This is a genomic window from Deltaproteobacteria bacterium, from assembly GCA_020848905.1.
Taxonomy (GTDB): domain Bacteria; phylum Myxococcota_A; class Polyangia.
Map to the genome: position 1 here is coordinate 200,184 of JADLHG010000042.1, position 20,535 is coordinate 220,718.

Here is a 20,535-nt window from a genome sequence, read left to right on the forward strand (position 1 = left end):
GGGGGCGCGAGACTCCGGGCCGCCCTTCGGTCCGCGCGACGCGCCTCACTACCGCCCGCTCTGGAAATGGAACGTCCGCTGCACCGTCAGCGAGTCTGTCTGCACGCCTGGGACGTGCAACCCCCGCAGCACGTTGGTTACACAGCTCCGCGCCCCGTCGGAGAGCCCCTCGGCGTCGGCATCCATGACGTACCCGCTGCGGTGCACGCGGAGGCGCACCGTCGCCGCCCCACTCGTCGTCGCTCCACTCCGGTCGTAGCAGTCCTTGAGCTTGGGCTGCGCACCGTTCAACGCGGCGGAGACGCTCCGCTCCGTTTCCGCGCGGAGCCGCGCTTCACGCGCCTCCGCCGTCTCGCCGTCGGCGCCGGCATCGGCCGACCTGGGACTCGCGCCACGGTCGGGGACCCCGGCGTCCCCCCGAGGAACGCGAGCGACCGGACGCCCGGCCACACGAACCTGCGGCGCAGCTCCAGCGGGAGGTGTCGTCGGCAGCTCCTGCGCCGGCGGAAGGTTCGCGGCGCTCGTCGCATCACGGCGCGAGCAGCCCGCAGCGACCCCGAGGAGGGAAGCGCAGCCGAGGAGCAGGTACGAGTGAGCCGTGCGCATCTGCAGGGCATGGTACCGTCGGCTGAGTCTTTCGTCAACGTGCCGTGGTTGCAGGGGAAATCCCATCTCATGGCTTGCCTATTCTCCCTGCCCTGTGGTATCTGAAGCTGGAAGTCGGTCGACCCGCGGTACGCCGTGCGGCGATCGGGACGAGGCGGCGCGGGCCTCCACCGTCGGATCGGGCGGGCAAGCCAAGGCGACTCGCCGCAGGGCTAACGGAGCGTGGGAATCGACACCGAACTCCAACGGCTGGTCGAGGCCGTCCGGCGCCAGCCCGGATCCCGAGCGTTCGCCCTCCTGGCGGAGCACTACCTCGACATCGGCCGCCCACAAGACGCGCGCCAGGTCTGCCAGGACGGCTTCACGGCCAACCCCTCCTACGAGCGGGGTGCGATCGTCTTCTTGCGGGTTCTCGGTGAACTCGGTGACGTAGGCACCGCCGGCCAGATCTACAGCCAGTCGATTGCGCGGCACCCGCGCTCGGCCAAGCTCCGCACGGCCTGGGCGCAGGCCCTGCTGCACGCCGGACATCGCACCGAGGCGAGGATTCGGCTGCTCGAGGCCATCGACCTCGACCCATCGGATCGCGAGGCGCACGACCAGCTCGCGGCCCTCGAAGGCGACGCGGCCGGAGCGCAGACCACGCGGCCCGTACGCAGGGACCCCGGGGCGGGGCGCGAGAGCGAGGAACTCCTCTCTCAGGGACTCGCGGCGCAGCTGCGGCCCCGCGTGGACCCGAACGGCGTCGCCGTGCCGGCTCACGTCCGCTTCGATCTCACTCCAGCTCCGGTGCGGGTCCGTCTGGACACCCTTACTGGTGGTCCGCGGGTGACCCCTTCGCCCTTCGACGTCACTCCGATGCCGCTCGACCCAGTGCTCACACCCTCACCGTTGCCCACGGTCGAAGACACGCAGACGGCGCGCGCGGAGCTAGATCTGCCTCCCCTGCGTCCTTCGGTGGAGACGGAGGTCGAACCCGAGGTCGAGGCCGCGCCCGCTCCACAGCTCCCCCCCTCGGGGGGACCCGACCTCCTCGAGCAGCTCCCCGGCTTCGCCGAGCAGCCTCCCGTACTGGAGCTCGAGCGCCCGACCTCGCCGGCTCGGCTCGCCCCCCAGTCGAGGGGAGCCCGACTGGCGGCTGCTCCCACGTCGCGCCGGCGCCGGGGCTGGATCTGGCTCACCGTCGCCGTCGTGGCGCTGGGAACCGGGGGCGTGATCGGCTACCGCGCGTACCGCGACCACGTCATTCGGCGCGAGGTGGCGCGGGCCTTCGCCCTCTCGATTCCCGACCTTGCGAGCAGCTACCGCGAGGCGCTCGGCGTCCTCGACCGGCTCTTGAAGCGGCACCCTCGCGACGGCCGTCTGCTCGGAGCGAGTGCGCTGCTGCAGGCCCACCTCTCGGCCCGACTCCACGTCGACCCGGGTGGAAGGGAGCGGAGCGCGCGCTGGGCCTCTGAAGCTCTGGCCCGCCCCACGACCGGTGGCGCCGCGCACGCGCGCCTGACCCAAGCCCTCCTCGCTCTCGGGCAGGGCGACGTCTCGCGCGCCTCGAGCGCCGTGCAGGCGCTGCAGCCCGCCGAGCCGCTCTGGCACCACCGCGTGACGCTGGCCCAAGTCTCGATCGCGCAAGGACAGGCCGAGCCGGCGCAGGCCCAGCTCGACGGGGCGGCCGCCGGCCCCGCGTTTCCCGCGCTCCTCCTCGAGGCAGGCCGGCTGGCGCGGCTGCGCGGGGACCTTGGAAGAGCCGAGAGCCTTCTCCAGCGGGGACTCGACGCGAGCCCTGCCCATCCCGGCCTGCTCGTGGAGCGTGCCCGCGCCCGCTTGGCAGCCGGCACGCCTCCCGATGTGGCGGAGGTCGATCGCCTCGCCGACGCTGTGGCGTCCACGCCGGGGTTCGCGGCGAACCTCTCCCTCTTGAAGGGCGAGCTGGCCGCGGCTGCCGGTCAGCGCGCGGCAGCCCGAGAGCATGCGGCCGACGCCCAGCGCGCGCGTCCCACCGACCCCGAAGCACGCTGGCTCGCGGCCAGGTGGATGCTCGGGCCGGGAGGAAAGGTCTCCGCGGCGCTCGCGGGTCTGGAACGGGACGAGCCGTGGCGTGCCAGCTTCGACCCCGCGGCGCGGCTCCTCCGCGCCCGCGCCCTGATCCTCGCGGGGAGGCCGCACGACGCGACCGACGCCCTGGCGCGCCTCGAGACGCGCAACCTGACACCGAGCGATCGGCGTGCCGCACAGGCGCTCCAGGTCCAGGCCGCGCACCTCGCCGACGACGGGGCTCGCGTAGAGGGGCTATGCGCAGCTCCGGGGTTTGCCGAGGACCCGGCCGTCGCGCGCGCCTGCGGCGAGGCGCTCCTCGAGCGGTCCGCGCTCGGTACCGCGAACAAGCTGCTCGCCACGCTGCCCAAGAGCCCCGCCGAACGCTACCTTCGCGGCCTGCGCGCCTTCACCCTCGGAGACCATGCGACCGCGGTTCGCGTCCTCTCCGCCCTTCGCCCCCAAGAGGCAGACGAGGAACCCGCCCTGCCCCTTCTCGCGCTGGGGCGCGCTCTGGTACGGCAGCATTCCCTCACGGAGGCCGTACGCGTGCTGCGCGCGGCCGTGACCCAGGACGGCCGCTCGGCGCGCGCGCGACTGGCGCTCGCCGTCGCACTGGCTGCCGCAGGACACGATTCCGAGGCGGGCTCTCTCCTCGACGAGCTGGTCGCCGACCGGCCCACGGCCCCCTCGCTCCTCGCCGCGGCAGGCCAGGTCTTCCTGGCCCTCGGCAACGTGCAGCGCGCCGACGGCCTCGTGCGAGCTGCGTCGCAGCGAAGCCCCGAAGCGACCGCCCTGATGCTCCTCGCCGGCAGGGTGGCGCAGGCGGAAGGGCAACTCGACCGTGCCCGCTCCCTCTTCAAGAAGGTGCTCAATCGCGACCCGCGCCAGGCAGAGGCTCTCATCGATCTCGGGCGGGCCGAGCTCGAGGCGAAGCACGTCCCGAAGGCGACGCAGCACTTCGCCGCGGCGGTACGCCTGCGCCCCAAGGACCCCGAACTGCTCCTCCTGCAGGCCGAGGCGTACGCCAAGGCAGGGCAGTACCGCCAGGCCCTCAAGCCCGGGCTTCAGGCGATCCAGGCCTACGTCCGGAGCGAACAGCGCGGTCGAGCCGTCGAGGCGATGGTGACGCTCGGCCGCGCGATGCGCCAGGGGGATGCGTGGGCCCGGACGCGCGCGCAGCAGCTCCTCTTCGAAGCCACCCGGCAGACGCAAGCCCCAGCGACGGCCTTCCTGGAGCTGGGACGCGTCCACCGCCAGAACCGCAACGCCACGCGGGCGCTCGTGGCGTTCCGCCAGGCCATCGCCCACGACCCCCAACTCGCGTCGGCACACCTCGAGCTCGGGCTGACCCTTCGCACCCGTCCCGCGTGGCGGAACCAGGCCAAGAAGGCCCTCCGCGACTACCTGCGCCTCCGCCCCAAAGGCGACGAGGCAGTGCGTGTCCGGGCCCTGCTCGCCCGCATGAAATGACCGAGCTGTTTCAATCCAAGGCATGGACACCTTGACGGTTTTCTCACATCGGGGGGTGGGCTTTGCCGTTGCGCCTCCCAGGCCCATCCGCTAGCATGAGGGGCCGTGGCCCGGGCCCCCTCGGATGAGCTCTACGGCCGGAGATTGACGCGTCCGACAGGTACGAACGCCGATGAACGACTATGGGGCAGGGATGGAATCGGGAGCGAGGATGAGCGCAGCGGCGAGCGTACCCCCAGGTACCGAGATTGGTGGCCGCTTCCTCCTCGACGCCTACCTCGGGACCGGCGCTCTCGGTGAGCTCTACCGCGCCACGGACCAGAAGACGCAGAAGGTAGTCGCCATCCGCCTTCTGGCGAGCGATCTCACCCGAAGCGAGGCGGTCCTCGAAGAGCTGCGGGAGCAGGTCAAGGCCGCCTCGACCCTGACGCACAAGAACGTGGTCAAGGTCTTCGGGATGGGCAAGGAGGGCTCGCTCCGCTACATCGCAATGGAACACGTGGATGGGCAGAGCCTTCGGGCGCTGCTCGACCGCAAGCGGCAGGGGGGCAAGACCTTCTCGCTGAAGGGGGCCTACAACGTCGTGGCGCACATCTGCAACGCGCTCGACTACGCCCACGCGACCATGATCCACGGGCTCGTCGGTCCCGGAACCGTGCTCATCAACCGGGCGGGGCGGGTGAAGGTCGCCGAGTTCGGCCTCGCCTGTGCCCTCGCCCCCGGCTCCGCCGCCGTGGCCCGCTTGACCGACGCCTACTGCATGGCGCCCGAGATGATCCACGACCCCTCGTCGGCGGGACCCGCGGCGGACATCTACTCTCTCGGGGCCATCCTCTACGAGCTCCTCACGAGCCACCCTCCCGGTGAGCCGCTCGAACCGATGCACGCCCTCGTGGCAGGGGTTCCCGCCCCCGCCGAGGACGTCGTCTGGCGCTGTCTTTCGCCGAACCCGGCTGACCGCTTCGCCGACGCGCAGCAGGTCAAGGCCGCCTTCTACGCTGCCGTGCAGGCCAGCGGGGATCTGGCAGACGCCGACTTCCCTGCCGCCCATTCGGAGGCCCACGTGTCGTCGCACAAATCCTCGGCTCCTCCGGCGCCGCAGCCGCCGGTCGCAGCTCCCCCCGTGCGCGCCCCGGCCCCGAGGGCCGCCGCTCCCGCACCGCAGGCCCCCCAGCCTCAGCCCCAACCGCGCATCGACCCCGAAGTCCGGCTCCAGCAGCTCCTGGCGGATCCTTGCGGCGACAACTCGGAGCGCTGGCTCGTCCATAAGAACCGCCTGGACTTCGGGCCGTTCAGCATGCTGGACCTCAAGCGGCAGCTCTATCGCGGAGACTTCTCGGGGGACGATCAGCTTCTCGATCAGGAGACCGGCCAGCGCGCCATCGCCCGCCAGCATCCGCTCCTGCAGGAATTCGTGGCCCTGGTGGAGCGGCTGCACCAGTCTCACCGCCACCAGAAGGCGGAGCTCGAGGATCGGCACAAGGCACGCAAGCACCGCACCGTGATCGTCGTGACGGTGCTCATCGTGCTGGCCATCCTGGGCGCGGGAGGCGCGGTGACCTTCTACGTGCTGCGCCGCCAGCCCGAGGTCCGCGAGAAGATCGTCTACAAGGACAAGACCGGCGAGGCCGTCCCCAACCTGAAGGGGATCGAGGTCTCGTGGCAAGCCGAGCCCCCCGAGCAAGCCAAGGCGCGCAAGCTTCGCAAGCCGAAGAAGAAGAAGGCCGGCGGCGCGGCGGGCGACGACTCGACCAACCTGGGCGACGCGACGCAGGGGGGGGGCGACGAGCTGCTCTCGCAAAAGGTGGTGCAGCAGGTGATGCAGGCGAACCTCGCGCGCCTCACCCCGTGCGTGCTCCAGGAGGCGCGACGAGACGGCTCGTTGCGCCGCGTAGAGATCGACTTCGGCGTGAAAGGCACGGGCAAGGTGAGCTCGGTCAAGGTGAACGGTCAGAGCGCCAGTCCCTTCCAGGTTTGCGTGGCAGGGCGCATGAAGGCGATCCAGTTTCCCACCTTCGACGGGCAGCTCACCCGAGCTAGCTTCTCGATGAACCTGAAGTACTAACCCGTCGAGCTCATCCCAATTGAACATGATCCGCAGGCGTAGACGGGCCGGCCTTGGCGCCACGGTCCTCCTCGGCCTGCTCCTTGGAGCCCTCGCGCTGGCGCTTGCCGTCAGCGACCTGATCCTCGTTCCCGACCTACCCGGGACGGGCCCGCTGCCGCTCACCCTGCGAACCTCCGCCCTGTCCAGGCCGGACGGCGCCTCGACCGCCGCGTCCCCCTCAGGTCCGCACCGCATCACCATCCCTCGCGGCGACCGCCCGGATCCGCGCCTTCTACCCGCGGTGCGAGCGGCCGAAGCGGGTCGTCGTCCGCTTCGCCCGGAGGTCGCCGTCGGCTGGGGCGCCGCCTTCGCGCTCGTGTTCTGGCTCTTCAGCGCCTATCTGCGGATCCTCGGCGGGGCCGCGGCCCTGCTGCGGACGCAGGTGATCCTGGGGCTGGCGCTCGTGCTCCTCCTGCTCGCCGCAAAGGCCCTGCTGCTCGGCACCGCGGCGGCGCCCTACTGGATCCCCCTCGGCGCGCTCACGCTGGCGGCGGGCGTTCGCCTCGGGCGGCGCGTGGCCGGCGCCACGGCGGTGGCCGGCGCCACAGCGGTCGGGCTGCTCCTCCCTTCCGATCCGATGCTCACCCTCGTGCTGCTGGCCCAGGGGATCGGCTCTGCGGCGCTCGCGCGCCGCGCAGCACGGCCCGCGCGCTTCCTGGCCTCGGCCCTCGTCGGCGGGGTCGCTGCCGTCACCGCGCACCTGGCCTTCGGGATCCTGCTGCACGGCCTCGATCCGGGGCAGGCCCTGGACCCGAGTCTCCTGCGATCCGCCACCGCCCTCTCCCGGGCCGAGGGGTGGTCGGCCCTGGGAGGCGGCCTGCTGGGCGGCGTCGCGGCCCTCGCGCTCTCGCCGCTGCTCGGACGCCTGCTCGGGCAGCTCTCCAAGACGCGCCTGCTCGCGCTGGCGGATTTCGAGCATCCGCTCCTCCAGCAGCTGGCCACCGACGCCCCGGGCACCTGGGCGCACAGCCTGGCCCTCGCCAACCTGGCCGAGATCGCGGCGCAGTCCGTGGGGGCCAATGGGCTCCTCGTGCGCGTCGGGGCGTACTTCCACGACGTGGGCAAGGCGCTGCACCCGGCCTATTTTGTGGAAAACCAGGCGGGAGAGAACCCCCACGACGCCCTGGCCCCGGAGGTCTCGGCCGACGCCATCATCTCGCACGTCACCGACGGGGTGCGGCTCGCGCAGCGCTCCGGCCTCCCTCCGGCCGTGACCGAGTTCATCTACACGCATCATGCGCAGGAGCTCGTGCAGTACTTCTGGCAGAAGGCGCTCAAGAGCACCGGCTCCGGCTCGCCGCGCGAAGAGGACTTCCGCTACCCCGGCGTCCCGCCGAGCACCCGCGAGACGGGGATCCTCGCCATCTGCGACGCCGCGGAGGCCGCTTCGCGTACCCTGGCCGACCCGAGCGGTGAACGCGTCGAGCAGCTCGTGCGGCAGATCCTGTTCACCAAGCTGGCCGCGGGGACCCTCGACGAGTGCGGGCTCACCGTGGAGGACCTTCGCACCGTCGCCGCCGCGATCACGGAGGCGCTACGCGGATCCCTCCACGGGCGGATCAAGTACCCGTGGCAGCGAGGGGCCACGGGGGAACATCGGACGGGATCTACTTCGGAACGAAGCCTGCCCCCTCGGTCACCGCGCGGACCTTGAGCCCGAGGACCGCCGTCGGATCCACGAAGTAGAGCTCCCCTCGGGCGTTGCGCACCTGCAGGGAGCCGCTCGAGAGGTCCACCTCGCGAACCCGGTCGACGGTCAGGAGCGCTCCTTGCCCCGCGATGAAAACCGTCGCCTCCTGCCGCTCCTCGAAGGTGAACTGCGCTCCCTTGCCTGCGGCGCCGCTGGCTCGGCCGAACAGCTCGAGCAATGCATCCTTCGTCATCGTGATCTCCCGTCCGTTGAGGTGGCTTGCTGGTCGCTAACCTAACGGAGACCGCGCACGCGTTCAACGTCGGTGGCGGCCTCCGCCGATGAGAAAGCGACGGGCACCCATTTCGCCCCCTTCCCGGGTCTCGCCCGCGGCCGACACTTCCGACCGGGCAGCCAGGGTCTCTTCGGCGCGTACCACGAGGAGGCGTCGTGGCAGAGGAAGTGGTACGTTTGCCGAGGAACCCGTGATGACTCTCGCCCCCCTCCGCGCAGGCCTCCTCGGGCTGCTCCTACCGCTCGCAGGCTTTGACTGGGCCGGCAAGGTCCAGACCGACATCCAGGACCTCCGGAGTCCCAACGCCACCCTTCGCCGCCAGGCCGTGGAGCGCCTCGCGGCGTACAGCGGGAACGAGGTGAAGCGACACCTTCTGACCGCCCTTCGGGACACCGAGCCGGGGATCCAGAAGCTGGCCGCCCGCGCAGTAGCCGACCGCGGCTACCGGGAGGCGGTCCCCGAGCTCAGGCGCTGGCTCTCCCACTGGGACGAGGAGGTCCGCGCCGCTGCGGCCGACGCCCTCGGGCGGCTCGGAGGGAACGAGTCGCGCCAGCACCTGGTGCGAACGCTGCGCGATCCCGAGCCGGTGGTGCGGCAGAAGGTAGTCGAGGCGCTCGGCCGCGCGCCCGGGCCCGACCTGATCATCCCTCTCCTCGCCCGTCTCCAGGACGCGAACTCCGGAGTTCGCCGCGCTGCCGTGGAGGTCTTGTGCCGCCTCCGGGAGGGACGCGTGGTGGTCCCCGTTCTAGGGCGCCTGACGGATCCCGCGCGGGAGGTTCGGCTGGTGGCGGTCCAGGGCCTGGGACAGCTCGGTGACCCCCGCGCGGCCCCCGCGCTCGCCCGCGCGCTCAAGGACGGCTCGCCGGAGATCGTGGAGGCCGCGCTCCAGGCCCTCGGCAAGCTGCGGGCCGAAGGAGCGGCAGAGCCACTCATCGATCTCTTCCTGAACGGACCGCTTCGACACCGCGAGAAGGCCGCGCTCGCCCTCGGGACGCTCGGCACGAATCCGGCCATCCGCGTGCTCGTGGCCGCGCTCGACGTGCCTGCCACTCGGGCCGCCGCGCGCCGTGCGCTCGTCGCCGCGGGCCCCCGCGCGGGGACCCAGGTAGCGGCGCTGCTGCTGGATCCGCGCACCTCGCGCGCCACCGCGCAGGAGGCCGTGGAGATCTCCCGGGAGGCACGGCTCGTGGCCTGCGTGCCCGCCCTGCTGCAGGCGCTCCGGAACCACAAGCTGCCACGCATCCCCCTGGTGGAGGCCCTGGGGCAGATCCGGGATGTTCGGGCCCAACGACCGCTCCTCGATCTTCTGGAGGACGCGAGCGCGGAGGTCCGCTGGGCCGCCCTCATCGCCCTGGATCCGATCCTGGACGAACGTGCGGCCGAGGCGCTCCTGCCGGTGCTGCACGACGCGACGGAGGCCGCCCGGTTGCGGGCCACCGAGCTGCTCGGACGCCTCGGATCGCGCATCGCCACCCTCCCCCTCCTGCGACTGGTGCGCGGACGCGACCGGACGCTGGCGCGCGCAGCGGCGGTGGCCGTGGCGCAGCTCGGAGATCCGCGGGCGCTGGAGCCGCTCGTCGGGCTCCTCTCCCACTCCGACCGGCAGCTCCGCCGTATTGGCGTGCACGGCCTCGCCCGCCTGCGCGACCCCCGAGCCGTGCCGGCGCTCGTGCGCCTGTATGCCGAGCACGAGGATCCCGCCGTGCGGGCCGTCGCGCTTCAGGGGCTCGGAGGCACCTTGCGCGGCACGTCCGAACCGCGCGCCCTGGCGCTCCTGGGCGCGGTCCTGGCCCGGCGGGATCGCACGACCGGGCTGGCCGCCCTCGACGCGCTCGCGGCCATGCGTGATCCCGGCATCTCGGCGCTGCTCCTCGAGCGCTTCGCCGGCCTGGATCGCGCGCTGCGTCGCCCCGCCGCGGAAGCCCTCGGCAATCAGGCCCCGCAGCCCGCCACCCTCACCCTCCTGCGAGGCCTCCTGTCCGACAGCGATGCCTCCACGGCCGCAGCGGCGGCCTGGGCTCTCGGAAAGCTCGGCGACCGCGCCGCCGAGGAGCGGCTCGCCCAGGCGGCTCAGCACCCTCGCTGGCCCCTGCGCGTCAACGCCACCGCCGCCCTCGCCCGTCTCGGCACGAGCACAGCCCTCGCCCGCCTTCGCGTGGCGCTGCAAGATGCGGATCCCTACGTGCGGGCGAACGCGGTCGCGGGACTCGCCCGGCAACGCAGCGAGGGTCTCGTGCCCGTCCTGGCCGAACGCCTGCACGGTGACCGCAGCCCTTGGGTCCGCATCAACGCTCTGCGCGCTCTGTCCCTCTGGCAGCCGCGCAAGGTGACGCTCCCGGAAGGGAAGACCTTCAGCTCGGTCAAGGACCTCACCCAGACCGTCTCCGAGGGAGATCCCGATCCCCGCGTTCGAGGTCTGGCCGAGGAGCTCCTGCTTCGACCGCCGGTCAGCCAGCGCGAGACCTGGATCGGTCTCTATCTTCTGGACCGTGAGCAGCAACCTCTCCGCAACACCTGGTTTGCACTCGTCACGCCGGGCGGCCTGGTGAAGGCCGCGCAGAGCGACGGCCGGGCTGAGGCCTGGGAAGAGAACCTGTCCCCCGGGCGGTGCTTCGTGGAGCTCGCGCCGACAGAGGAATCGCGCCCCTGAGTGCCGAGGGTGCAACCGAGTTGGCACAACCTCCCCAGGATCCTGCGCCTCGCCGCGGCACGGTCGACAGAAACCTGACGACGAAACTCTTTGAACAATCGCGGCGTTTTCCGTCGTGTAGGTGCAAGGCCGAGTTCCGCCCCCTGACAAACGTGTCGTAGCCCCCGGCGCCGGGCGGCCCCCCGGGCGGCGCGCCGCAAGCCACCGCGCGGGATTGGCCGCTTCTTGCGTTCTGGCACGCGCCTTGTAGTGCACTTGGGGGATGCCGCAGTCGAAGCCTCGGGACACCTTTCAGCAAGTCGCTCTGGGCCACAAGGGCGAGCTCTACGCGACCGCGTTGCGCTACGCCCGGAACCACGGGGATGCCGAGGATCTCGTGCAGGAGACGCTCCTCCGCGCCTTCTCCGCCTGGGACCGTTTTCGCGAGGGCAGCAACTGCCGCGCCTGGCTCTTTCGCATCCTGACCAACAGCTTCATCAACGAGTACCGCCGCGTGGTGAAAGAACGACGCCTCGCGGGGCGCCGCGACGAGGAGGCCGTGTACTGCCCCGTGCGGAGAGCGGCCGCGCGCGACCCCGAGGGGACGCTGCTCGCGCGCACCTTGGGCGACGAGGTCCTGGAAGCGCTCGAGTCGCTCCCCGAGGAGTTCCGACGGGTGGTGCTCCTCGCGGACGTGGATGGGCTGAGCTACCGCGATGTCGCGGATCGCCTCGGCTGCCCGCTGGGCACCGTGATGTCGCGACTCCACCGAGGGCGACGCCTCCTCGAGGCGACGCTTGGGGACTACGCCCGCTCCGAGGGGATCCTGCGGGCGGACGAGATCCCGGTCGCGGCGTAAGCGTCTGCCGCGCCCTGAGCCCCCGCGGCGCGCCCTAGGCCTCGAGGTCCTTGAGCACCCGCCCCACCTCCACGAGCAGGTCCCCGGCCAGCATCCCGCGCCCGCCGAGCCGAGCTGCCGCGCGGTCGCCCGCGAGGCCGTGCACGTAGACCCCCACGAGGAGCGCATCCAGGGGGTCGTTCTTCTGCGCCACGAGCCCTCCGACGAGGCCGGTCAGCACGTCGCCCGTCCCCGCGCTTCCAAGGCCCGCGTTCCCGGTCGGGTTGATGAACGCGCGCCCGTCGGGGCTCGCGACGATGGTACGCGCCCCCTTCAGCGCGAGGTAGACGCCGTGCTGCTGCGCGAACGCCGTTGCCACCCCGAGACGGTCCGCCTGGATCCGATCCACGCTCGAGCCGGTGAGCGTGGCCATCTCGCCCGGGTGCGGGGTGAGGAGCACGGGAACCCGCGCCTCGGCGAGCACCGGGAGCTGAGGGGCCAGCTCGTTCAACCCGTCCGCGTCGATGACCAGCGGCACGGGGCTCTCGCGGACGAGCCGCGCGATCAGCCGCGCCATCCCCTCCCCGCGCGGAATCCCCGGCCCCAGCGCCACCGCCGCCTTGCCCGCGACCTGGGCCAAAAGGTGCGCGAACACATCGTCGCTGTCGCTCGGCTCGGCTCCCTCGGGGAGGAGCGGCGTCAGCATGAGCTCGCGGGTCTTGCACTCGAGGGCCGCGAGAGCGGGAGCCGGGGCGGCGATGGTACAGAGACCCGCCCCCGACCGAAGGACCGCTTCCCCGCAGAGCAACGCGGCGCCCGTTTTTCCCGGCGACCCGGCCACGACCAGGAGGTGCCCGTGCGTCCCCTTGTGCCCCCACGCCGGCCGCGCGGCGAGGCGCGGCGCCACCCCGGCCTCCTCGAGCAGCTCCGCGGCGAAGGTCGCCCGCTCCTCGAGCTGCCGCGGGATACCGATGTCCACCACCTGCAGGCGCCCCACGCGCTCGCAACCCGGGTGACTCACCAGGGCCACCTTCGGGTACCCGAAGGTCACCGTGTGATCGGCCGCGAAGGCCACCCCGAGGACCGCGCCGGTGTCCGCATCCAGGCCGCTCGGGATGTCCACCGCGACCCGCAGGGCCCGGCAGCGGTTCGCGCGCTCGATCGTGCGCCGCGCCGGGTCGCGCACCTCGCTGCGCAGCCCCGTGCCGAGGAGCGCGTCCACGATCACCGTGGCGGAGGCGAAGATCGTCTCCTCCGCGTCGAGCTCCTCCGGCGCCGCGATGGTGCGCAGGTCCGCACCCAGGCGCTCGAGGATCTGCAGGTTGACGCGCGCGTCGGGGGTGAGCCCGTCGGCGCTGCCCACGAGGTAGGTCGTGACCTGCGCCCCGGCGCTCGCCAGGTGCCGCGCCGCGACGAACCCATCTCCCCCGTTGTTCCCCGCCCCGCACAGCACGACCACGCGCTGGCCCGAGGCCCCACGTTCCCGCCGGATGAGGTCCGCCACACCGCGCCCGGCGCACTCCATCAAGACCAGCGACGGGACGCCGTACTCCTCGATGGTTCGCCGGTCCAGCTCCCGCATCTGCGCCGCCGTGCAGACCCGCATGCGCCTCACCCCTCCGCCACGACCATTGCCGCGGCCAGGTCCCGCTCGTGCGTCAGGGTGAGCAGGATCGAGGTCACGCCCAGGTCGCGCGCCGCCACCGCCGCCTGACCGTGCAGGTGGACCTCCGGCCGGCCGTCGGGCGCGCTCCGCACCTCGAGCTCGTGCCAGCGCAGCCCCTTGGGCACCGAGAGCGCCTTCAGGATGGCCTCCTTGGCCGCGAAGCGCGCGGCGTAGTGCTGGGCCGCCAGCCGGTGGCGGTCGCAGTGGGCCCGCTCGAGCGGGGTGAAGATCTTGTCCAGGAAGCCGTCGCCGAACCGACCGATGAGACGTTCGATGCGCGAGATCGTGACGAGGTCTAGTCCGAGGCCCCGAACCATCGCCGGGCTAGCCGTTCATCGTGGCCAACATGTCGCGGACCGCGCGATCCAAGCCGACGAAGATCGCCCGCCCGATGATGGCGTGTCCGATGTTCAGCTCCTCGATCTCCGGGATCGCCGCCACCGGCCGCACGTTCGGGTAATCGAGCCCGTGCCCCGCCGCTACGCGAAGGCCGAGGGCCGCGGCCACCGCCGCGCTCCCCGCCAGCCGCTGGAGCTGGAGGTCCCGCTCGGTACCGCGCGCTTCGCAGTAGTCCCCCGTGTGCAGCTCCACGATCGTCGCTCCGAGCTCGGCCGCCGGCTTCAGGCGGTCGCGGTCGGGATCCACGAAGAGGCTGACCTCGATCCCGCCCTCGCGGAGACGGCGAATCGCGTCGGGCAAACCGGGCGTCCGCAGGTCAAGCCCCCCCTCCGTGGTGCGCTCCTCGCGTCGTTCCGGCACGAGCGTAACCAGGTCGGGGCGGACGTCGAGCGCGATGGCCACCATCTCGGGGGTGGCAGCCATCTCCAGGTTCAGCACGGAGCGTACCGTCTGCCGCAGCAGTCGGATGTCCCGATCCTGGATGTGTCGTCGATCCTCGCGCAGGTGGGCGGTGATGCCGTGCGCGCCAGCGAGCTCGGACACAGTCGCGGCCCACACCGGATCGGGATACGTCGTGCCGCGCGCCTGTCGAACGGTCGCGCAGTGGTCGATGTTCACGTGGAGGCGTTTCATCGCTCTTCGTTTCTAGTTCTGGCAAGCCGATTGGAGTTCTGCGGCGATATGCTCGGCGAGCTGACGGATCGCGCCCTCGTCGGTCCCTTCCACCATCACGCGCGCTTTGGACTCGGTCCCCGAGTAGCGCACGAGCACCCGACCCTCTCCCGCGAGCCGCCGTTCGGCGTCCACGATCATCTTCTGGACCGACGGCAGCTCTTCGAGCGGCCGCTTGCGACCCACTTTGACGTTCACGAGCACCTGCGGGTAGCGCGTCATCACGGCGGCCAGCTCGGAGACCGGCCTCCCTTCGAGCACCATCGCCGCCAGCACCTGCAGCGCACCGACCACCCCGTCCCCGGTCGTCATGTAGTCCAGGAAGACGAGGTGCCCGGACTGCTCGCCCCCCAGGTTGAACCCGCCCCGGCGCATCTCGTCCACCACGTACCGGTCACCCACCGCCGTGCGGACGATCTTCCCCTTGTTCGCCAGGACGCACCGCTCGAGGCCGATGTTGCTCATGACCGTCACCACCAGCGTGCGCTGACGGAGGGTGTCCGCCTTGAGCATGCGCGTCGCGATGAGCGCCATGATCGCGTCGCCGTCCACGACCTGCCCCTTCTCGTCGACCATGATCACGCGGTCGGCATCCCCATCGAGCGCGATCCCGAGGTGGGCCCCCTTCTCCACCACCGCCTGCTGGAGCGCCTCGGGGTGTAGCGCCCCGCACTGGTCGTTGATGTTCGTCCCGTTCGGCTGCACGCCGAGCATCGTGACGCTGGCTCCGAGCTCCTCGAAGACCGTCGGGGCCACGCGATAGGCGGCCCCGTTGGCACAGTCCACCACGACCTTGAGCCCCTCGAGCGTCAGATGGTGGGGGAAGATGCTCTTCAGGAAGGCGACGTACCGCCCATCCACGCCCGCGATGCGCGTGACGCGGCCCACCTGCTCGGCCGGGGGACGCGCGTCGTCGAGCGCCCCCGAGCTCATGAGCTGCTCGATCTCCGCCTCCGTCTCGTCGGGCAGCTTGAACCCGTCGCTGGCGAAGACCTTTATGCCGTTGTCCTGAAACGGGTTGTGGCTCGCGCTGATCACGACGCCCGCATCTGCGCGCATGCTGGAGGTCAGGTGCGCCACACCGGGCGTGGGCATCGGCCCGCAGAGCCAGCAGTCAGCTCCCATCGAGCAGATGCCCGCCGCCAGCGCGTTCTCGAACATGTAGCAGGAGAGCCGCGTGTCCTTGCCCACCACGATGCGCCGTTTGTGCTGCCCGCGACGGAAATAGTAGGCCACCGCGCGCCCCAGGTTGAGCGCGACCTCGACGGTCATCGGGTGGATGTTGGCCACCCCGCGGATGCCGTCCGTACCAAAGAGCTGGCGCTCGCCCATGGTTCCTCCCGAGTTTCGACGCGCTAGACCACGCAACAATTCAGTACTTGGAATCTTCCTGTCAAGGGGACTCTCGCCGCGGAGCGGCCGCCCCGCTCCGGCGCTGCACCTTCACCCGCGAGGGCCGGAGTTCCTTCACGCGCACCCCCTCCGGCAGACCGACGACGCGCGGGACCACCTCTGCCCCATCCGTCGCGTCGGAGACGCGCACGCTGACCACCACCTCCTCGCGCACGAGCGTGGCCAGGCGCTCTGGCGAGCCCTCGAGGGTCACCTCGAGCACCTCCGGCGACAACGCGACGCGCCTCGCCGCCCCCCCCGCGACCCGCACGGGGACTCCCGAGAGCGTGACCGAGTTCATGATCGGGGCGACGTGGACGCTCACCTCCACCCTCGCCGGCGAAGGCCCCGCCACGCGCGGCGGGAGCGGCAGCCAGCCGGTACGCGCCACTACGGTTCCATCCGCGCCCTCCACCGAGACGGGCTGGGTCTGCAGCGGTCCGAGCGCGCTCACGACCTCCTGCGGACCGCTCACCGTGGCGCGAGAAGGCCTTGCGACCCACCGCACGACCCTAAATCCCGTCGCCACTTGCCCTGCGAGGGTGACTTCGATCGGTAGCTCGCGCTGCGCGAGTGGCGCGAAGCGGACGTTGAACCCCTCCGGGGTCATGGAGCTGACCCGGATCCCGGGAGGGAGGTGAAGGGCCTCCTCGGTGATCCGCACGTAGCCCCCGGGAACGCTCGTGAGGTCCACCGTGACCTCCGCCAGCTCGTCAAACCGGAAGCGCGCCAGGCGTCCGGCCGCTCCGACCACCCCGACGCGAATCACGCTCGGGACGTCCGCCACCAGCACCTTTCCCGGCGGCAGGACCAGCGCCAGCTTCACCTCGCCCTGCGCCATGGACTGCTTCTCGGCGCGCACGACGAAGAAGAGCAGCACGGCCAGGACCAGGGAGACCCCCTTGAGGAAGAGGTTCTCCGCGATCAGGCTAGTGACCGGCTTTCGCATTCCCCGTAGCCTCCCGAGCGTCCTTCTCCGCGGTCTCGTCTCCCGGCGCTGCCAACGCAAGCCCCTCGCCCGGAGGCACCTCCGCGGGCTTCGTCGCTTCGTCCACCGCGCGCTGCGTGCCCATGGCTCGCCCGAGTCGACGAACCCACCGTGCGAACCACGTCTCTGCGGGTCGAGCGCCTTCCCCGGCGAGTCGAGCCCGGAGCTCCCTCCGGAGCTCGGGACGCGAGAGGTCGAGGCGCAAGGCCCCCCCCTGGCAGAGACTCACCACCCCCCGCTGCTCGCTCACCACGACGGAGATGGCGTCCGTCTCCTCGGTCACCCCGAGGCCGGCGCGGTGGCGGGTGCCGAACGACTTGTCCAGCCGCTGACTCGACGAAAGAGGCAGCAGCGCCCCAGCACGCTTGAGGCGCGATCCCTGAATCAGCACAGCCCCGTCGTGCAGGGCGTTGTCGGCCTGCGGGGCGAAGATGGCGAGCAAGAGCTCCTTGCTCACCACCGCGTCCAGCTCGGTTCCGGCCTGCGTCAGCTCGCGCAGATCCACCTCGCGCTCGAACACGATCAGCGCCCCGATCCTCCGCGCGGCCATCGCCTCGCACGCCGCCGCGACCTCCTCGAGCACCGTGGAGTCCTCGTCCGCCCGGGCGGCGGAGAAGACCTTTCGCCCCATACGCATGAGCCCCCGCCGTATGTCCGCCTGGAACACGATGATGAGGATCAGCAGCAGGTAGTTCAGCACGTGGTCGAGAAGCCAGGTCAGCGTGACGAGCGAGAGCTGACGCGCCGCGAGGACGATCCCCGCCACGGCCAGTAGCCCGACGAGCACGTGCGCGCCGCGCGACCCGCGCAGAAGGAGCAGCACGCGATAGACGATCACCGCGACCACGAGCACGTCGAGCACCGCCAGGGCCGCGCCGCCCAGATCGAGGTCGCGAAAAAAGGCCAGGAGCTCCGTCATGAACGGGTCGCTCGAGCGCCGCGCACCGCGTCGGCCACCCGAACCGCGGGGAGGAGCGCGCCCACGTCGTGCACGCGCACCGCGTTCGCCCCCGCCAGGATGCCCGCGGTGACGGCGGCCGCCGTCGCCATCACCCGATCGCCCACGTTCTGCCCGGTGTGAACGCCGAGGAAAGACTTCCGCGAGGGTCCCACCATCAGCGGAACGCCAAGGGCCTCGCGGATCTCCCCCGTCGCGGCCAACAGCGCCGTGGTTTGCGTGGCTGTCTTGCCGAACCCCAGACCGGGGTCGGCCCAGATGCGCTCGGCGCGGATCCCCGCCCGCACGGCTGTGCGGATGGCTGCCTTCAGCTCGTCGATGACCTCCGCCACGACGTCCTCGAACGCGATCCCGTCTTGCATGGTCGCAGGGCGCCCCCGCAGGTGCCCCAGGATCACCGTCGCGTCGGCGCGGGCGACGACCTCCGCCATGGCGGGGTCCAGCCGGAAGCCGCTCACGTCGTTCACGATCGAGGCCCCTGCCGCGAGCGCCTGCCGCGCCACCTCGGCCTTGGTGGTGTCGATCGAGAGCGGCACCTGCGTCCGCGGCGCGAGGGCGCGCACGACCGGCAGGACCCGCTCGAGCTCCACGTCGACCGCCACGGGCTCCGACCCGGGTCGCGTGGATTCGCCCCCTACGTCCAGCGCGTCCGCTCCCTCGTTCACGAGCGTCAGTCCGTGTTGGACGGCAACCTCCGCCTCCAGAAAGAGCCCCCCGTCGGAGAAGGAGTCGGGAGTCACGTTCACGACGCCGATGACGTAGCAGCGGTGGCCGTCCCACCGGGCGGCTCCCACCTGAACGGGCGCGAAGACAAAAGGCATCGCCGTGGCCCCTTCTTCAACTGGCGCGTGGGACGAGCCGAGAGGGGGGCCCCGACCAACCTCTCGACGTGAGGTCGACGAGGCTAGGCTTTTTCAGGGTCCTCGTTGAGGCTCGGCAGCGAGGGCGAGCCGAAGATCGGCTTGCTCTTCCGCTCCCGCTCCTCCTTCACCCGCGCGTCGTCCCCAGCGCCCGAGGCGCTCGCTCGATTCGACACCGGCACCGGTCGCCCGTCGAGCACTGCGTCGATCTGCACGCCGTCGAGGGACTCGTGTTCGAGCAGCGCCTCTGCCAGTCGCGCGAGCTGCTCGCGTCGGCCCTCGAGGAGCTCGCGGGCGTGCTGGTAGTTCTCCTCGACGATCCGGCGCACCTCGTCGTCGATGCGCTCGGCCGTGCGCTCGCTGTAGTTCCGCGTGCGGTTAATCTCGCGACCGAGGAAGATCTGCTCCTCGCGCTTGCCGAACGCGAGCGGCCCGAGGACCTTGCTCATCCCCCACTCGCAGACCATCTTGTGGGCGATGTCCGTCGCGCGTTCGATGTCGTTCCCGGCGCCCGTGGTCAGCTCGCCGAACGTCACCTCCTCGGCGACGCGCCCACCCATGAGGATGGCGATGGTGTCGCGAGCGAACCGCTCGCTCATGCTCAGGCGGTCCTCCTCGGGAAGCTGCTGCGTGAGGCCCAGCATCGACTGCCCGCGGGGGATGATGGTCACCTTGTGCACCGGGTCGGTGCCCTTGATGGACTTGGCGACGATTACGTGTCCCGCCTCGTGGTACGCGGTGTTCCGACGTTCTTTCTCGGGAATGATCAGCGAGCGCCGCTCGCTTCCCATGAGCACCTTGTCCTTGGCGTACTCGAAGTCCCCCATGTCGACCCGGTCCTTGTTGCGGCGGGCCGCCGTGAGCGCGGCTTCGTTCACCAGGTTCTCGAGGTCGGCTCCGGAAAAGCCCGGCGTCCCGCGCGCGATGATCGCCAGCGCCACGTCCTCGCTGAGGGGGGTACGCCGTGTATGGACCTTGAGGATCTCTTCCCGTCCCCGTACATCGGGACGCGGCACGACGATGCGGCGGTCGAAACGGCCCGGGCGAAGCAGCGCCGGATCCAGCACGTCCGGACGATTGGTGGCGGCGATCAGAATCACCCCCTCGTTGCTCTCGAAACCGTCCATCTCCACGAGCAGCTGATTCAGGGTCTGTTCCCGCTCGTCGTGCCCTCCCCCGAGGCCCGCCCCACGGTGGCGCCCCACCGCGTCGATCTCGTCGATGAACACGATGCACGGGGCGTTCTTCTTGCCCTGCTCGAAGAGGTCGCGCACGCGGGACGCGCCCACACCCACGAACATCTCCACGAAGTCCGAACCCGAGATCGAGAAGAAGGGGACCCCCGCCTCCCCGGCGATGGCCCGCGCCAGGAGGGTCTTCCCCGTCCCAGGCCCACCCATGAGCAGCACGCCCTTGGGGATGCGCCCCCCTAGCCGCGTGAACTTCTTCGGGTCCTTCAGGAACTCGACGATCTCCTCCACCTCCTCCTTGGATTCCTGAATCCCCGCCACGTCGTCGAAGGTGACCTTGTTCTGGTGGTCGGACATCAGCTTGGCCCGGGACTTCCCGAAGCTCATGGCCTTTCCGCCGCCGGCCTGCAGCTGCCGCATGAAGAAGAAGAAGATCACGAAGAGGAAAATCATCGGCAGCCACGAGATGAGGACCGACTGCCAGAACGAGCTCTCCTCGGGCTCCTCGATGGCGTACGGAACCGCTGCCTTATCCAGCTTCTCGCGCAGCTTGCTGTCGAGCGCCTGCCCGGTGGTCCGCACCTTCCGATCGGAGTACTCGATCGCGTAGCGGCTGCCCTTGATCGTCACCTTCTTGATCTTCTCGGGCGTCTTCTCCACGTCCTGGACGAACTGGTAGAAATCGAGCTTTCCCTCCTCCTTCGCCGGCGTCGCGAACAGGTTGTAGATGCTCACGAACATCAGGATCAGGAGGACCCAGAGCAGAATAGTCTTATGCGATTGTTTCAAAGGAGGCCTCCA

The 20,535-nt window shown here is 71.0% G+C and carries 15 protein-coding genes; 5 read left to right on the forward strand and 10 right to left on the reverse strand.

Translation table 11 applies throughout. The annotated features are described in order from the left end of the window. Window positions 1–48: 48 nt before the first annotated feature. The gene (locus IT371_17975; protein MCC6749558.1) at window positions 49–606 is read right to left on the reverse strand and encodes a hypothetical protein; all 558 of its coding nucleotides are present in this window, start codon (window positions 604–606) and stop codon (window positions 49–51) included. A 222-nt stretch (window positions 607–828) separates the two neighbouring features. Between IT371_17975 and IT371_17980 the strand changes: the two genes are divergently transcribed. The 3 genes from IT371_17980 (at window position 829) to IT371_17990 (ending at window position 7,871) form a co-directional block, all read left to right on the forward strand. Next, entirely contained in the window at window positions 829–4,110 is a 3,282-nt protein-coding gene (locus IT371_17980) for a tetratricopeptide repeat protein (GenBank protein ID MCC6749559.1), read from the forward strand. Between the two features lie 211 nt (window positions 4,111–4,321). After that, window positions 4,322–6,175 (forward strand): serine/threonine protein kinase, encoded by a 1,854-nt coding sequence (locus tag IT371_17985; protein ID MCC6749560.1) that lies wholly within the window; start codon window positions 4,322–4,324, stop codon window positions 6,173–6,175. A gap of 25 nt (window positions 6,176–6,200) precedes the next feature. After that, window positions 6,201–7,871 (forward strand): HDIG domain-containing protein, encoded by a 1,671-nt coding sequence (locus IT371_17990; GenBank protein ID MCC6749561.1) that lies wholly within the window; start codon window positions 6,201–6,203, stop codon window positions 7,869–7,871. Here the strand turns inward: IT371_17990 and IT371_17995 are convergent. Further along, window positions 7,825–8,100 (reverse strand): hypothetical protein, encoded by a 276-nt coding sequence (locus IT371_17995; GenBank protein MCC6749562.1) that lies wholly within the window; start codon window positions 8,098–8,100, stop codon window positions 7,825–7,827. The genes IT371_17990 and IT371_17995 overlap by 47 nt on opposite strands. 235 nt (window positions 8,101–8,335) lie before the next feature. Here IT371_17995 and IT371_18000 point away from each other — a divergent pair, with 235 nt between their 5' ends. Together IT371_18000 and IT371_18005 are read left to right on the forward strand one after the other, a co-directional pair. After that, on the forward strand, window positions 8,336–10,792 hold the full coding sequence (locus tag IT371_18000; protein MCC6749563.1) for a HEAT repeat domain-containing protein: 2,457 nt from the start codon (window positions 8,336–8,338) through the stop codon (window positions 10,790–10,792). A gap of 262 nt (window positions 10,793–11,054) precedes the next feature. Then, window positions 11,055–11,630 (forward strand): sigma-70 family RNA polymerase sigma factor, encoded by a 576-nt coding sequence (locus IT371_18005; GenBank protein ID MCC6749564.1) that lies wholly within the window; start codon window positions 11,055–11,057, stop codon window positions 11,628–11,630. Window positions 11,631–11,664: 34 nt separating this feature from the next. Here the strand turns inward: IT371_18005 and IT371_18010 are convergent, their stop codons facing one another. From IT371_18010 to ftsH, 8 genes are all read right to left on the reverse strand, one after another. Beyond that, the gene (locus IT371_18010; protein ID MCC6749565.1) at window positions 11,665–13,215 is read right to left on the reverse strand and encodes an NAD(P)H-hydrate dehydratase; all 1,551 of its coding nucleotides are present in this window, start codon (window positions 13,213–13,215) and stop codon (window positions 11,665–11,667) included. Window positions 13,216–13,220: 5 nt separating this feature from the next. Further along, complete coding sequence (locus IT371_18015) at window positions 13,221–13,592, reverse strand: holo-ACP synthase (protein MCC6749566.1); 372 nt, start codon at window positions 13,590–13,592, stop codon at window positions 13,221–13,223. 7 nt (window positions 13,593–13,599) lie between these two features. Next, window positions 13,600–14,307, reverse strand: coding sequence for a pyridoxine 5'-phosphate synthase (locus IT371_18020; GenBank protein MCC6749567.1), 708 nt, complete (start codon window positions 14,305–14,307; stop codon window positions 13,600–13,602). Window positions 14,308–14,319: 12 nt separating this feature from the next. Continuing rightward, window positions 14,320–15,678: a phosphoglucosamine mutase gene (locus IT371_18025; protein ID MCC6749568.1), complete on the reverse strand. Its 1,359-nt coding sequence runs from the start codon at window positions 15,676–15,678 to the stop codon at window positions 14,320–14,322. Between the two features lie 61 nt (window positions 15,679–15,739). After that, window positions 15,740–16,687, reverse strand: coding sequence for a YbbR-like domain-containing protein (locus IT371_18030; GenBank protein ID MCC6749569.1), 948 nt, complete (start codon window positions 16,685–16,687; stop codon window positions 15,740–15,742). Continuing rightward, a complete protein-coding gene (locus tag IT371_18035; protein MCC6749570.1) occupies window positions 16,668–17,645 on the reverse strand; it encodes a TIGR00159 family protein in 978 nt (325 codons plus the stop codon). The genes IT371_18030 and IT371_18035 overlap by 20 nt, the downstream gene beginning before the upstream one ends. Further along, window positions 17,642–18,505 carry a dihydropteroate synthase gene (gene folP / locus IT371_18040; protein ID MCC6749571.1) on the reverse strand — a complete coding sequence of 288 codons (864 nt, stop codon included), beginning with the start codon at window positions 18,503–18,505 and terminating at the stop codon, window positions 17,642–17,644. Before folP ends, IT371_18035 begins: the two co-directional genes overlap by 4 nt. A gap of 83 nt (window positions 18,506–18,588) precedes the next feature. Further along, window positions 18,589–20,475 (reverse strand): ATP-dependent zinc metalloprotease FtsH, encoded by a 1,887-nt coding sequence (ftsH, locus tag IT371_18045; protein MCC6749572.1) that lies wholly within the window; start codon window positions 20,473–20,475, stop codon window positions 18,589–18,591. Window positions 20,476–20,535 lie beyond the last annotated feature (60 nt).